General features: G+C 57.7%; 11 protein-coding genes and 1 tRNA gene. 7 read left to right on the top strand and 5 right to left on the bottom strand.

Annotation, left to right across the window (positions count from 1 at the left end):
* Positions 1–299: 299 nt before the first annotated feature.
* From Q7T10_RS18235 to Q7T10_RS18220, 4 genes are all read right to left on the bottom strand, one after another.
* Entirely contained in the window at positions 300–3,179 is a 2,880-nt protein-coding gene (locus tag Q7T10_RS18235) for a hypothetical protein (protein WP_304750961.1), read from the bottom strand.
* A 1,446-nt stretch (positions 3,180–4,625) separates the two neighbouring features.
* Positions 4,626–5,021, bottom strand: coding sequence for a hypothetical protein (locus Q7T10_RS18230; protein WP_304750959.1), 396 nt, complete (start codon positions 5,019–5,021; stop codon positions 4,626–4,628).
* An 11-nt stretch (positions 5,022–5,032) separates the two neighbouring features.
* Entirely contained in the window at positions 5,033–5,428 is a 396-nt protein-coding gene (locus Q7T10_RS18225; RefSeq protein WP_304750957.1) for a hypothetical protein, read from the bottom strand.
* Between the two features lie 335 nt (positions 5,429–5,763).
* Positions 5,764–6,594, bottom strand: a complete 831-nt coding sequence (locus Q7T10_RS18220) for a hypothetical protein (protein WP_304750955.1) — start codon at positions 6,592–6,594, stop codon at positions 5,764–5,766.
* 571 nt (positions 6,595–7,165) lie between these two features.
* Between Q7T10_RS18220 and Q7T10_RS18215 the strand changes: the two genes are divergently transcribed.
* The 4 genes from Q7T10_RS18215 (at position 7,166) to Q7T10_RS18200 (ending at position 9,359) form a co-directional block, all read left to right on the top strand.
* Positions 7,166–7,242, top strand: a tRNA-Arg gene (locus tag Q7T10_RS18215).
* Between the two features lie 191 nt (positions 7,243–7,433).
* Entirely contained in the window at positions 7,434–7,646 is a 213-nt protein-coding gene (locus Q7T10_RS18210) for a hypothetical protein (protein WP_304750953.1), read from the top strand.
* Positions 7,643–8,146 carry a DUF2844 domain-containing protein gene (locus Q7T10_RS18205; protein WP_304750951.1) on the top strand — a complete coding sequence of 168 codons (504 nt, stop codon included), beginning with the start codon at positions 7,643–7,645 and terminating at the stop codon, positions 8,144–8,146. The genes Q7T10_RS18210 and Q7T10_RS18205 overlap by 4 nt, the downstream gene beginning before the upstream one ends.
* Entirely contained in the window at positions 8,133–9,359 is a 1,227-nt protein-coding gene (locus Q7T10_RS18200; protein WP_304750949.1) for a DUF3443 domain-containing protein, read from the top strand. Before Q7T10_RS18205 ends, Q7T10_RS18200 begins: the two co-directional genes overlap by 14 nt.
* 7 nt (positions 9,360–9,366) lie before the next feature.
* On the opposite strand, the gene Q7T10_RS18195 is transcribed toward Q7T10_RS18200, so the two are convergent.
* Entirely contained in the window at positions 9,367–10,014 is a 648-nt protein-coding gene (locus tag Q7T10_RS18195; protein ID WP_304750947.1) for a GntR family transcriptional regulator, read from the bottom strand.
* A 153-nt stretch (positions 10,015–10,167) separates the two neighbouring features.
* On the opposite strand from Q7T10_RS18195, the gene scpA reads away from it, so the two are divergent.
* The 3 genes from scpA to Q7T10_RS18180 all read left to right on the top strand — a co-directional run bounded on the left by scpA (position 10,168) and on the right by Q7T10_RS18180 (position 15,001).
* A complete protein-coding gene (gene scpA / locus Q7T10_RS18190) occupies positions 10,168–12,327 on the top strand; it encodes a methylmalonyl-CoA mutase (RefSeq protein WP_304750946.1) in 2,160 nt (719 codons plus the stop codon).
* A 33-nt stretch (positions 12,328–12,360) separates the two neighbouring features.
* Entirely contained in the window at positions 12,361–13,404 is a 1,044-nt protein-coding gene (gene meaB, locus Q7T10_RS18185; protein WP_304750944.1) for a methylmalonyl Co-A mutase-associated GTPase MeaB, read from the top strand.
* A gap of 64 nt (positions 13,405–13,468) precedes the next feature.
* A complete protein-coding gene (locus Q7T10_RS18180; RefSeq protein WP_304750943.1) occupies positions 13,469–15,001 on the top strand; it encodes an acyl-CoA carboxylase subunit beta in 1,533 nt (510 codons plus the stop codon).
* The last annotated feature ends 10 nt before the right edge of the window (positions 15,002–15,011 follow it).

Here is a 15,011-nt window from a genome sequence, read left to right as displayed (position 1 = left end):
GGTCCAATTCATCATTTTCCCGACCCCAAAAATCGACACCGGTCATTCAAGTGCGACGATCAGTTTTCGGCGCTGTCTGTCGGCAGCGCAGCGATACCGGGTATTCGGGGAATCCATGTGGTGGGCAAGTCCCGGCCATCAAGCGACACTCGTGCACGAACCGCAAAGCTGCCACTCAACGCGCACAGCAACTCCGTGAGTCCGCCACAGCGTTCAGTTTGTCCTTGCAGGGGACCAACTGCTCGTCTATCAATACTGCCGCTTAGACACGAAAGTGCCGATCAACAGTCCTCGATGAGTCAATTATCTGCAGCCATGACCTGCAGGAGCCGTACTGTGGCATTCGCGTCCCATTTATCAAACATCGCGTACTCACTCCAGCGTTCGGCCAAGAGGTTGCGTTCGGCGACACGGTCGAACATGGCCTGCGGGTAGTCGAGAGTCTTGCTTGCCCAGTCCTTCTCCGTCGGCAACTGCAAATCAAAGTCGCCGAGCTTCATGGAAACCCGCCTCGGAGTTGGCCTTCCGTTGTGATCGTCGACCTCCGTCAGAGTTACGTCAGGGGAGATATCAAACATCGTTAGAAGCCATTCCGTCGCGCCCTTCCTATACTCCGGAGTCAAGGCCCGCAGTGTTTGCGCTGACGCGATCGGCTGTGTGGCCGCCAGCGGGACAGAAACGGCTGGTGCCAGCACCGCTGGATCTGCCAATTCATAGAACGGCCCGAGGACGCCAGTCCGATATGTGAGGTCGCTCGCCTTGCATGGAGCTGGTGACGCAACAGATGCGGAAGCAGATGGGGCAGCCCGAGGTACAGCGCACTTCTTCTCCGACTTCTCCAAGACGATCATTGCGACGTTTCTGCGGAGCCACGGGTTGTCGGGGTTGCTCAGCAGCTTAGCCGCCGCAGCCTGCGCGGGCGTTGGCTGCGCGGGCTGCTTCAGCGCCTTGGCGACGGGGTCCCACAACTGCTCATAGATGAAGTAGGCAGTGAGATCCCCGTAGGTGAGGGCCTGCTGTGCAACAGCGACGTCGGTCATCATCAACCCGCCATAGAGAAGTTCCTTGCCGTAGGGCGTGGGCGGATTCGCAGCCAACATTTGGTCATATGTCATCGGCAGGCCTCCGGACCCGCCTCCAGGTGCAAAGTTGTAGGCGGGCGCGGCCAGGGCTGTGTAGCGAACCAGCCAAGACATTTGATCGCGCACTACGGGCTCTGCAAGTAGGGTAGAGACACGTTGATGCGCCATCCCTTCGCGATCGTGGTTTGGCGGGTCGGTACACAACATGTCCTTCCCTCGATCGCTGAGCAGGCTTGCAGACCCGCACGCGCTGAGTGTCGAACCGAGCGAATCAAGTTTCCGAACTCGTGCCAAGAGTTCGGTCGAAGTCGACGCTGGCGAGGCAAGAATTCCAAACGAACCGGAAAATGGGCCCCATGCTGGATGCTGCATAGCCCGCTGAATCCAGGATGCCAAAAGAAGTTTGTAGGCTGGGATGTAGGTTTGGTCCAGGAAGATCCGAAGATCGTTATTGGAGTAATACCCTGTTCCGCTTCCGCCAAGTGGTTGGGTAACGGCGTAAGTCAGCTTTATAGGGTCTCCGAATATGGCAGAGTTTTTCAATTGGCTGTACATGTAGCTAAGCTGAGCGGCGCACGTGAAGGCAGACCCGTGTCGCGCACTGAGGAAGCGTTTAAGCCCGGTCACTGAGGAGAAAGTGAGCGTGTCCGACCTAAACCCATAAAGCGGCTGCGCTTCTTGCATGTCATTCGCGACGGCGTCCCACATATGGCCGCATGATTCGTATGGTCGCCATAAGAGAACCTTGTCAATGTCCGAAATGACCTTGAGATCGAAGTCGATGCTGTCAAGCCGTATATTAAACCGTCGCTCCACTTCAGCCAGCTGGCTCGACAGCTGCCCAATTGCTTCCAAAGTCTTAACTTGAAGTTCGAGTATCTTGTCTAGTCGTTTCTGGACTTGTGCAAGCTGAGCGAAGACCTTCTGAAAGTTCGCCTCGACTGGATCCTGCTTCGCGCCACCAAACAAGCCGGACACCGCAGCAATCGCACCAAGATAATTGCCTGAGAACGCTTGGCTTAAAGCTGTCGTGGCAATTGAGCCGTACTTGACGAGGTCGCCAACGCGCTGATCGGCGATCCCGAAGTTAGTCATGATTGTGCTTATGTCGCTGACGACATTAACGACCTCGCCGGCCTTCGCGAGGATCTGCTGCTGCTTGACTTGAACTGTCAGAACCTTCTTCAGCCTATCGCGTTGCTCAGCGGTAAGCCCGGGTTTGGCATCGTTCTCCAGGAGAGCTAGCTTGGTCTGTGGCGACTGCTGGTCGAAAAGGATCTCCTGGATAACGCCGATTTGGTAAGCGTTCTTGTTGGTATCGCTCCTCAGATCGGCGATGTCGATTGACATGCCTGCAATGCTCGATTGAAGTTCTTCAGACTTGTCCCCGAGTTCCTTCAGCTTCTTGCCTACGTCTTTGCTGAAAGCCGTCGTTATCTTCATCTGCTTTGCAAGGGATAGCTCAATGTCTTGTACTTGCGCGTGTGTACGACCCTGGTCAATTAAAACTGACGAGACGCCTTGTTTGAGCGACTCTATTACATATGAGTGAACGTTCGCAGCTGCGTCGCGATCATCCTTCAACACGCTTGCCATCTTTGCGAGCTTGCCGGTTCGTGCGTCGAACAGGACAGCGGCCCCTTCGTAATCTCTGTTGTTGATCTTCTCATCGAACTTGTCGCGCTGGGCTTTGCTCATCTTTTGAAGCCCCGAGCTCAACATGCCCATGGCCCGATCTTTCCCTTCCTTTGCGAGATAGGACGCGAACTTGTCATTGCCGTACCGTGCCACTGACGCTACCGCGGCCGCCGGGAAGGCGCCAACGCCTGTCAAGGTCGCGCCGACTTGCAGCGATGTGATGACCAGCTCACCACCAGCCTGCATCGTGCTGCTTGCAAATGCCGCTTTATTGACGGTAGTTTGGTACCGCGATGTCATCGACGACAGGTCGGCGCCGAGAGCTAGTGCGTCGGCCGGTGATTGAGGGTTCTGTCCCTGCGTGATCAGCTTCGCGGAGCCGATGGCGACGGTGGTGCCAAATTTGGCGAGCGCCATCGCAACTGCCGGGTCCAGGGTTTGCTCCTTGGGTTGACCCATCGCGGAACCCGCCGCAAGCAGGCACCAGACCGCGGGTACGAAGTGATGGTGGGCCATATGGCTCCTCGTATCCGGACTTGCCGGAGAAAACATTGTCGAATTCGACGGCCCCACATAAGCGCCTCGATTTGGGCGTGCCTCTCCGCCCACAACTGCGCCGTCGAAGCCAAGGCCCCAAGCTACGGCGTCGCCTTGCGGACGCGATTTGTGAAAGACGCATCGCGCGCAAGGGCCTCAGCGATTCTGGGAATCAAGACTTCGATGACGCTGTCTTGAGACGCGAACCTCTGTGGCATGGCATCCAACCTGCTTAGCGTCTCGTCAAGCACCAGCTTTCGCCATTCGAGATTGTCGCGGTTCAAAGCGGCATTCTCTTCCCTAAGTTTTGCGTTATCTGCGATCAGAGCGTTGACTTGGCTCTGAAGACGGTATGTGAAGTTTCCCAAGTCGACGAATACCTCAAGACGAGACTTCGCTGGGAGTATGGGTGGCGGGTATAGAGTAGATTGTCGTATGGCCGCGAGAGAGTCACACGAGTCTCCGAACGGAGTGCTCAGTATTGGGCCTAGTATTGCACCGCCACGCGTGTCAGCACAGAAATTAGCACCGGAGTCGATTCTGAACTGCGGAGAGGGCGGGATATTGACGACGGCCATTGTTTGAGCATTCGGGGCATGACTGCCGAGTACGCCAACAACGAACAAAACTGTCTTCAGAGTTCGACTTCTCATCTGCTACCTCGCTGCAGGTTGTTGAGTGAGGGCTTCATACGCACTGACGTGCAGCCGTCTCTGCCTCCGCTATCCCCAGACAAACATCACAGGCCCTCAGGTCCCTAGGCGACGCAAGAGAAGAACCGCCGCTGCATCTGTTTGTGCGGCCCATGGCGCGCTGCACTCCCCCCTTGCGTCATGGATCGAATGTACAGCGTTTCGCGTTCGACCGTCTTAGGCATCTCGGCTCCTTGGCCGCCATGAATGTCCGGTCTTTGTGGCCGCGACCGTCAACTACGGGTCGGGACCGGCCTGTCGCCAGGAAAGTCTGAATGCCCGCAATGGGTCTCTTGGAGTCACCGAGTTAAGAAATGCCGATTTCCCTGGCCACTGACTTCAACAGACTGTCATTGCCGACCTACAGATATCGGAACTGCCAGCCCCATAGCCGACATTGAAAGCGATAGTTTGATCTCCGAAATATGGGAATTTTTTCCCAGGCGGGAGAGCGTAACCCGACTACGAGGTAAATCGGCGCGCAACTCGTGACAGATTAAGCTGACGCGTCTGACGCGCCGCGGTGCGCCATGTGTGTGACGTACCCATGGTACTGAAAATCACTCTCGTGGACAGCGCATTTTGGGCGGGGGCCTGCTCCACGCCCGCACCGGCATCACTACTTTGAAGCGCTTGCATCGAACTCGCCACTTCGGACAAGCAGTGACAGCCCTGGCTACTTCCCTATAGCGGTGGCAAGTCCTTCTGGATCGGCGACGCTCACCCATAGCGTCGAATGCCTTCTGAATCCGATGACACGTGGCACTTTTCCGACGAACTCAATGCTCAGCCCCTTTTTATGATTGGTGCCAAAGGTGATGCTGTCGTCAGTCAAGCTCAGACGCAGTCCAACGGCGGTGTACCAACTGTGCGGACCGGTCACAAGTGTGCGGCTAACGTTATCTCTTGTCGTTTTCACTTTGAATCGTCCAAAGGTCGCGACAAGATCGCCGTTGTCGTAGATCGACACGCCGTCGTTCTTACTGACGCCAAGTGCCCAGAACAACACGCTCCAACGTCTGTCGAATCGATAAGGGAAGTGCATTGTGGCGACGGTTGTGGTTTTTTTCATAGTCTGACAAATCAATTAAGGGGCGAGACGCCCTCAAGCAGCGTCAGCAAAAGTCCGGCAACTGGTGGGTGATTATGAATTGAGCGGTTGATCAAGGTATCGGGAGGCTGTGCGATCATGACGGCGATTTCACGCCTCCGACTGGCTGCCCCAGAGCTGTCGCCGTCAATGAAACTTTGTCCGGTTGTGCCGAATTCATTTTGACGAGTGATTCTCCAATGAATGCCCTGGTCAGTCCGTGATCGGCACAGCGAGCAAAAACTGGCCAGGACGACATCGGCGCCATCAGCCTGGATGCTTGACGGGCAATTCAAACCCTGTAATCGAACTTCCAAGAGGCAGCCGGTGGCCAGTACCCGCAAACGCTGCACACCCGAAGTACGCTGCGCTCCATTGCTGACGTTCAATTTTGACGGTCGGCTTCCAGCAATTGTGAATGTCGTTTGAAGACTGTAGCCGGCTGTAGATCTTTTTGATCAGGTCGCTCCAAGCCCGACGCTGGCACTGATTCGTCTCCGCACACGGGCCACCGTGGTGGACGGACTGTGACGCGCATATCGATGACGGGGCACAAACCGAGCCGGCCTGGGAAATGGCAGCGCGACCGGCACCCCATTTTGATGCTGACGATCGCGTGACCTGGTGACAGGGGAAGACGGCGATTCAGACTCGGTGCGAGTGTATGCCGGCGTCTGGCACGCGCGGCGCACCGGAAATCATTCTCCTGATTGGCGGACATTGGTTAGTGCTCCTGACGGTGCGACAAACTCGGCCGCTCAACACTGACCTTCGCTATCCCAAACAAGGCCCATATCATCAGCAGGGGCAGCAGCAAGGTCTGCAGCAGGAAGACCACCATCAGCTTGATCATGTGCTCCGTTGAATGCTCCACGGCCTGTTTCATCTTGGTATACCGATCCTTCACCTCCGACATGCTTGGGACCCAGCTGGGCATTTTGGGTAGCCACGACTTGTCGTCGCTCGCAGGTGGTTCCGGGGCTTTCACTTTTCCGGCCTCTGCAGTCGTTGTATCGATGGCGCTCTGGGCCGCCGTGTAGTCTGCCGCCAGGAATTTCTGCGAAAGCGCGTCAGTTCCTAGCATGGCCACCGGTATGGCGAAGCGCAACATCAACATCAGCACAAGCGCCCTCGACAACCATCTGGGCGCTTGGCTCTGTCGCAGATGGGACGCCACCCACGCCAGCGCCACCACAGTCAGAGCAACGGAGATCAACCAATATCCGCTGATGCTGATCAAGACCTTTTGAATTCCGAACGCAACGCATGCCAGCAGCATCAAGTCGGCGAAGTGCTTCACCAGCTCATTCACCGGAGCCAGCAATTGCCCAGGTGACAGGGTGACCCCAAGGCCTGCCGGTTGGATGTCCACCTGTGCCGCTTGGACTACCGACAAGAAGCCATTGAGGGCCCGTGCGGAAGCAAAGCTGACCAGCGCCCTCTTGAGGCCAGCATCAACCTGCGTCATGGCCGGCGCATCCATGGGTGCAATCCACGAACAGACGAGCACCCCCAGCAGGCCAAGGATCAGGGCGATGTGACGGGCGATTTTCATTCTCGGTTCCTTAAAATCATGCGTTGACGATCGTGGCGGCTTTGTCAGTGCCCGGCCGAAGGCATGAGATCTCGCCAGCAGCAAGGCTCCCAGACTGTGCACGATGCACCATAACGCCAGCAGGAGTCCGATGACCAACATGACCAGGCTTACGTTGCTGTCCGAGGCGTTTATCTTTCGCTCGACCCATCCAGATTCAAAAGCTCAAATCGAATAGAAGATTCTTTCAACGCGGTCACCATCCGATGGTTTCGGATGATCTGGGGCAGGTCCGCGTAGTCGACCTGCGCACGCCGGCGTCCCATCTTGGCAATGGCTCGCGTGAAGCCCTCGAGTTTATTGCTTTGCGTTAGCTGCTTGGCGCGGTTGACATGTGAGACTTCAATTCAGCTAATTTGGCGTCTAAGGTTATTTTAGGTTCACTCGAAAACTTCAAGTTAGAATGCGTGATACTGTTAGACAGAATTGATCGTAAGTCCTTGATTTGTAATGAAAATGCTACAGGTTTGGGACCAGAGGGTCGAAGGTTCGAATCCTTTCGCCCCGACCATATCTTTTTTTCTCTCGATCTCTGCCCGTAGCTCAGTTGGATAGAGCAACAGCCTTCTAAGCTGTGGGTCGGGGGTTCGATCCCCTCCGGGCAGACCAAATCACTGTCTCAGGTTGTATCAAACACTGTCAAAGCCCGCATGTTTCCTGGCATGGCGGGTTTTTTGTTGCGTCATACTTCCATTTGCCTCCAACTGGTTCCCGTTACCGCATTGATGAGTTATGCTGAAAGCCAGTGCTCTCAATGCGGAACTAGGCAGAGGTGTGAGATGAGGGGTGTTTTAGGTGTCTTGAGTTTGTTGATCGTTGTTGCGGTCATCGGGCTGCTTGCCAAAAAGCAGGTCGGAGCGTTGCCGGGCGCTGGTATTGCGTCAGGAACCTCCGTTAACGGGTCCGTGCCGGTGGTCAATCCACAGCAGCAAAGCCAGCAATTGCAGAAACATGTGAAACGGTCGGTTGAAGATGCGATGAAGCAGGCACGACCGGAGGTGGAGGACAAATGATCGACCTGAATATTTGTATCGATACTGTTCGGATGCTGCTGCTCGGCTTGGTGCTGGCGGGCAGCGCCGGCGACGGCGTGGCGGCTCTTGGAAAAGCACCTTCAATCTTCCCGGCGGCTTCATCTGCATCGCCGATGCCCGGCCCAAAAGCACTTGCCGCCAGGTCAACTGTGCAGTCCAACCTTTACACGCTTCACGAGGTGCAGCTTGAAAACGGGACGACCGTCAGGGAATATGCCACGCCCGCCGGACTGGTTTTCGCGATTTCATGGCGTGGGCCGGTGTTGCCGGACCTGCGTGCGTTGCTCGGTGACTATTTCAGCACCTTCAAGCTCGAAACCGACCAGGCGCGAATGGCGGGACGGCGCGGCTCACCGGTAAACATGGAAGGCGCGGGTCTTGTCGTCAGATCCAACGGGCGTATGAGAAACTTTTTTGGACACGCGTATGCGCCTGCCCTGATTCCAGTTGGGGTCAATATTCAAGATGTACTTCAGTGATTTTTTGATCCGTGCCGTATTGATGGGGCTGGCGGCGGCCCTGGTTGCCGCATGCGGTGGCGGGGGCGGCACTTCGGCGACGTCCAGCGTGCCGCTGGAGAACAACGTAATGGCCATCACGGTGGACAGTGGACCAGCAAACACAGGCTACAACGTGAACCGTTTGTACGCCAGTGTGAGAATTTGCGTGCCTGGCACCATCACCTGTCAGACCATTGACCATGTGCTGGTGGATACCGGGTCCACCGGCTTGCGGCTGCTGTCAACGGCAGTCTCACCGGCCTTGAGCCTGAGTCGGGTAACCGGTGGCACTGGTTTTCCATTGCTCAACTGCGCGCAGTTCGTTGACAACTCATTCGCCTGGGGTCCGGTGGCAACTGCGGACATTGTGCTGGGCGGCAAGACGGCGGCGAGCGTGCCTATTCAAATCATTGGAGACCCGGCGTTCAACAGCTTGGCTGCGGCGTGTTCGAGTGGCGGCACGGCCATCACTACGGCGGCCACGCTCGGTGCGAACGGCATTGTCGGGCTGGGTCTTTTCAAGGAAGACTGCGGGTCAGGGTGTGCCGTGATTCCCGCCAATGGCTTCTATTACACCTGTGCTGACTTTACCTGCACGACCGCCGTCGCAACTACGGCAAGTATTTCCAAACAGGTCGCGAACCCGGTGTCGCTGTTCGCTACCGACAACAACGGCGTGCTGATCGACCTGCCGGCCGTAGGCACCATCAGCGCGCCCAGTCTCAGCGGGTCACTTATTTTTGGCATGGGCACGCAGGCCAACAACCAGCTGGTACCCAGCGCGGTTCTGACGACAAACGCTTCAGGCTATGTCACCACACTGTTGGCGGGACAAACGTTGAGCAATAGCTTCATTGATACTGGATCCAATGGCCTGTTCTTCGATCTCGCTTCAATCCCGGTCTGTGAAGGCGCCAGCATCGGCTTTTATTGCCCACCCCCAGCCAGCCGAGTCGATTTGTCGGCCACTCTGGTCGGCACCAATGCAGTGGCTGTGCTGGTTTCGTTTGCGGTTGACAACGCCTTGTCACTTTTTGCCACCGGTCAACCAGTGCTACCAACTTTGGCAGGCGACATTGGCTATCCCCAGATTTTTGACTGGGGCTTGCCCTTCTTCTACGGACGTCGTGTCTTCATAGGTATCGAGGGCCAGCCCTCATCGCTCGGAACCGGTCCGCTCTACGCGTTCTGAAGCAGCCTCAGATAGCCGCTTCCAGGCCGTTCTTGAAGTGTTCCTGCATGCGCTGCATGGCGAGGGCGGCGTCCCGTCTGGCAATGGCAGCCATCAAGGCGCGATGTTCATGCAACGATTCCTCAATGCGGCCAGATTTCAGTAGCGAGTTGTGGCGATTGAGCTTCATGACTTTTCGCAGGTCGGCCACCATCTGGTCGCGCCAGCGGTTGTTGGCAATCTCCAGCAGCCGCATGTGAAAGCGTTCATTGATCTCGAAAAAACGCTCCCGGCTTTCCAGACCTGGCTTGGCGGCAGCCTCCAGTTCATGGTGCAGCGTCTGCAATTCTTCGATTTGGGAATCGGTCGCCGCCGTTGCGACCACGCCGGCGGCGTCAGCCTCAAGCAGGCCGAGCAGGTGGTACACATCTGCTAGATCACGCTCGGACACTTCGGTCACATAGGCGCCACGCCGCACTTTCATGGTGACCAGGCCCTCGGCGGCCAGCACTTTGAGCGCTTCACGCAGGGGTGTACGGCTGATGCCATAGGCCTCGGCGATTTTCAACTCGTCAATCCAGCTGCCAGGCGCCAACTCACGCGAGAAAATGCGCTGACGCAGAAGTTCAGCCACGTCTTCATAGAGTGCACGGGGAGATAGGGAAAGTGCTGCCATGGCCCGGATTGTAAGCTTGAAACAATATTTTGAATCAATAATTATAAATAACGTAAACTACGGGTAATTCATAGAATCGTGCTTGGGCTGGAGCAATCCGTATCCTGCTCGGGGCAGATCATTTCGATAAACTCATCGCAAACGCCATCCGTCATGACCCCAAAATATCCTGAATTTCAGATCGCCAGCCTGGAGGCGTGGGCCAAGGCGGCCGCCAAGTCCGCACCGGGTGGCAACGTGGATGCACTCAACTGGCTGACCCCCGACGGCATCACGGTCAAGCCGCTTTACACCGCAGCCGACACCCAGAACCTGCCTTACGCCAACACCTTGCCGGGGTTTGAGCCCTACCTGCGTGGCCCGCAAGCCACCATGTACGCGGTGCGGCCCTGGACGATTCGGCAATACGCGGGCTTTTCCACGGCAGAAGAATCCAACGCGTTTTACCGCAAGGCGCTGGCCGCCGGCGGCCAGGGCGTGAGCGTGGCGTTCGATCTGGCGACGCACCGTGGCTATGACAGCGACCATCCGCGCGTGACCGGTGACGTCGGCAAGGCGGGCGTGGCGATTGACAGTGTGGAAGACATGAAGATCCTGTTCAACGAGATTCCGCTGGACAAGGTGAGCGTCTCCATGACCATGAACGGCGCCGTGCTGCCGGTGCTGGCGGGCTACGTGGTGGCCGCCGAAGAACAGGGCGTGAGCCAGGACAAGCTCTCGGGAACGATTCAGAATGACATTCTGAAAGAGTTCATGGTGCGCAACACCTATATCTACCCGCCCGCGCCCAGCATGCGCATCATTGGCGACATCATCGAATACACGGCAAAGAACATGCCGAAGTTCAACTCGATTTCCATCAGCGGTTACCACATGCAGGAAGCGGGCGCCAACCAGGCGCTGGAACTCGCCTTCACGCTGGCCGACGGCAAGGAATATGTGAAGACCGCCATTGCCAAGGGCATGGACGTGGATGAATTTGCCGGGCGCCTGAGCTTCTTCTGGGCCATTGGCATGAACTTCTATCTGGAAGTGGCCAAGATGCGTGCGGCGCGCCTGCTGTGGTGCCGCATCATGAAAGGCTTTGAGGCCAAGTCGCCCAAGAGCCTGTTGCTGCGCACCCACTGCCAGACCAGCGGCTGGTCGCTGACCGAGCAAGACCCGTACAACAACGTGGTGCGCACCACCATCGAGGCGATGGCGGCAGTGTTCGGCGGCACCCAGTCACTGCACACCAACAGCTTTGACGAAGCGATTGCGCTGCCGACCGAGTTCAGTTCGCGCATCGCCCGCAACACCCAGCTCATCATTCAGGAAGAGACGCACATCACCAATGTGATCGATCCCTGGGCCGGCTCCTACATGATGGAAAAACTGACGCAGGACATGGCCGACGCCGCGTGGACCATCATCGAAGAAGTCGAAGCCATGGGCGGCATGACCAAAGCCGTCGACAGCGGCTGGGCCAAACTGAAGATTGAAGCGGCCGCGGCTGAAAAGCAGGCGCGCATCGACAGCGGCAAGGATGTGATCGTCGGCGTCAACAAGTACAAACTCAAGACTGAAGACGCGATTGAGTCACGCGACATCGACAACGTGGCCGTGCGCGACGGGCAGATCGAACGTCTGAAGGTTATCAAGCAAAAACGTGATCCAGCCCTCGTGGAATATGCGCTGGCTGCTATCACTTCTGCAGCAGAATCGAATTCCGGCAATCTGCTGGACCTGGTCATCAAGGCCATGCGCCTGCGCGCCACGGTAGGCGAGGTGAGTGATGCGCTGGAAAAAATCTACGGGCGCCACCGCGCCGACACACAAAAGGTGACCGGCGTGTATGCAGCAGCTTATGACTCGGCCGAGGGCTGGGAAGCCCTCAAGACTGAAATCAACGCCTTTGCGGAAAAGGAAGGCCGTCGCCCGCGCGTGATGATTTCCAAACTCGGGCAGGACGGCCATGACCGTGGCGCCAAAGTGGTGGCCACCGCCTTTGCTGACCTGGGGTTTGACGTGGACATGGGGCCGCTGTTCCAGACACCCGAAGAGTGCGCCCGCCAGGCGATCGAAAACGACGTCCATGCGGTGGGTGTGAGCACGCTGGCAGCGGGCCACAAAACGCTGGTGCCGGCCATCATCGCCGAGCTGAAGAAACAGGGCGCCGACGATATCATCGTGTTCGTGGGTGGTGTGATTCCACGCCAGGACTACGAGATGCTGTACGAGGCTGGCGTCAAGGGCATTTACGGTCCCGGTACGCCCATTCCGGCCAGCGCGAAAGACGTGCTGGAGAAAATCAAGAAGGCGCTGGCCAAGTAGGAATTTGGGGTTAGATCCCAATTCAGGAAAAGCATGCCGCCGGAGACAAACAACCCGCAACGAGATTGGGCCCCAGGGCCAGTTTCTCCCATTTCCGTTACCGCGATCGTCAATTCGGTCGGGAGTGCGCAGCGCCGCGCCATCGCCAAAGCCATCACCCTGCTCGAATCGACCCGCGCCGACCACCGTGCGCAAGCGGATGAACTGCTCACGGCGTTGCTGCCCCACACCGGCAATTCGTTTCGCCTCGGGGTCAGCGGCGTGCCGGGTGTCGGCAAATCCACCTTCATTGAGGTATTGGGCCTTTATTTGATTGAGCAGGGCCATCGCGTGGCGGTTCTGACCATCGATCCATCTTCCACTGTGTCAGGCGGCTCCATCCTGGGTGACAAGACGCGTATGGAAAGGCTCTCGGTCCACGAGCAGGCCTACATCCGGCCCAGCCCCAGCAGTGGCACGCTGGGCGGCGTGGCCGAGAAAACACGCGAAGCCATGCTGGTGTGCGAGGCAGCGGGCTATGACATCGTGATTGTCGAAACCGTGGGCGTGGGCCAGAGCGAGACAGCTGTGGCCAACATGACCGACATCTTTGTGCTGATGCAACTGCCCAACGCGGGCGACGATCTGCAGGCGATCAAGAAGGGCGTCATGGAGCTGGCGGACCTGGTGGTGATCAACAAGGCCGACATTGACGCCGTTGCCGCGCAGCGCGCGCAATTGCAGATTACATCTGCCATGCAGCTGCTGGGCCTGTTTGGCAGCCACGATGAAAAGAATTGGCATCCCAAGGCGCTGCTGCTCAGTGCCCTGAACGGGCAGGGCGTCGACATCTTCTGGGCTGCCGTGAGTGAATTCAAAACCCTTCAGACCGCCAACTGCAAGCTGGCGGCACGTCGCCAGCAGCAGTCGCTGACCTGGATGTGGGAGCGCATTGATGCCGGTTTGAAACAGGCGTTTCGCCAGCATGCACAGGTGAAAGAGTTGCTGCCGCAACTGACGCAAGAGGTGTTGGCGGGCCGCCTGGCGGCATCGACTGCGGCAAGAAATCTGCTTCTGGCCCACAGGAACAGGGCGTAGATAGCTATCAAAATAATAGCGACAAATCAACGAGACGATCAGTACTTCGCAAAGAGAGAAAACCATGCACGACATACTTGAACAACTTGAAGCCAAGCGCGAACTCGCGCGTTTGGGTGGTGGCCAGAAACGCATCGACGCGCAGCACAAAAAGGGCAAGCTCACCGCCCGTGAGCGTCTGGAGCTGCTGCTCGATGAGGGCACGTTCGAAGAGTGGGACATGTTTGTCGAGCATCGCTGCGTCGATTTCGGCATGCAGGACAACAAGATCCCGGGTGATGGCGTGGTCACCGGCTACGGCATGATCAATGGTCGTCTGGTTTTCGTCTTCAGCCAGGATTTCACCGTGTTCGGCGGTGCCTTGAGCGAGGCCCATGCCGAGAAGATCTGCAAGGTGATGGACCAGGCGATGAAGGTCGGCGCGCCGGTGATTGGTCTCAACGATTCGGGCGGCGCGCGCATCCAGGAAGGCGTGGCGTCACTCGGCGGTTATGCCGACGTCTTCCAGCGCAACGTGATGGCCAGCGGCGTGGTGCCGCAGATCAGCATGATCATGGGCCCCTGCGCCGGTGGCGCCGTCTACAGCCCGGCCATGACCGACTTCATCTTCATGGTGAAAGACAGTTCCTACATGTTCGTCACCGGTCCGGAAGTGGTGAAAACCGTGACCCATGAAGACGTGACGGCGGAAGAACTCGGCGGTGCCATCAGCCACACCACCAAAAGCGGCGTGGCCGACCTGGCGTTTGAGAACGATGTGGAAGCGCTTTTGATGCTGCGCCGGCTCTACAACTACCTGCCGCTCAACAACCGTGAAAAGGCGCCGGTGCGCCGCAGCGGCGACCCGGCCGACCGCATGGACATGAGCCTGGACACCTTGGTGCCTGACAACGCCAACAAGCCCTACGATATCAAAGAGCTCATCGTCAAAACCGTGGACGATGGCGACTTCTTCGAGCTGCAGCCCGAATACGCGAAGAACATCCTGATTGGTTTTGGCCGCATGGAAGGCCAGACCGTGGGCATCGTGGCGAATCAGCCGCTGGTGCTGGCCGGTTGCCTGGACATCAAGAGCTCGATCAAGGCAGCGCGCTTTGTGCGCTTCTGCGATGCCTTCAATATCCCAGTCATCACTTTTGTGGACGTGCCCGGTTTCATGCCGGGGACGTCGCAGGAGTATGGCGGCATCATCAAGCATGGCGCCAAGCTGCTCTACGCCTACGCCGAGTGCACGGTGCCGAAGATCACCGTCATCACGCGCAAGGCCTATGGCGGCGCCTACGACGTGATGAGCTCCAAACACCTGCGCGGCGACGTCAACTTTGCCTGGCCCAATGCCGAGATTGCGGTGATGGGCGCCAAGGGCGCGGTGGAGATCATCTTCCGCGAAGACAAGGGCGACCCGGTCAAGCTGGCGGCCAAGGAAGCCGAGTACAAAGCCCGATTTGCCAACCCGTTTGTGGCGGGCGCTCGCGGCTTCATCGATGACGTGATCCTGCCGCATGAAACCCGCAAGCGCATCTGCCGCTCGCTGGTGATGCTGCGTGACAAGAAGCTTGAGAATCCGTGGCGCAAGCACGGCAACATCCCCCTTTGATGGCCCGAGG

It is taken from the genome of Rhodoferax sp., from assembly GCF_030646845.1.
Taxonomy (GTDB): Bacteria; Pseudomonadota; Gammaproteobacteria; order Burkholderiales; family Burkholderiaceae_C; genus Rhodoferax.
The sequence above is the reverse complement of the archived record's forward strand: the minus strand, read 5'-3'. Positions and strand labels throughout refer to the sequence as shown.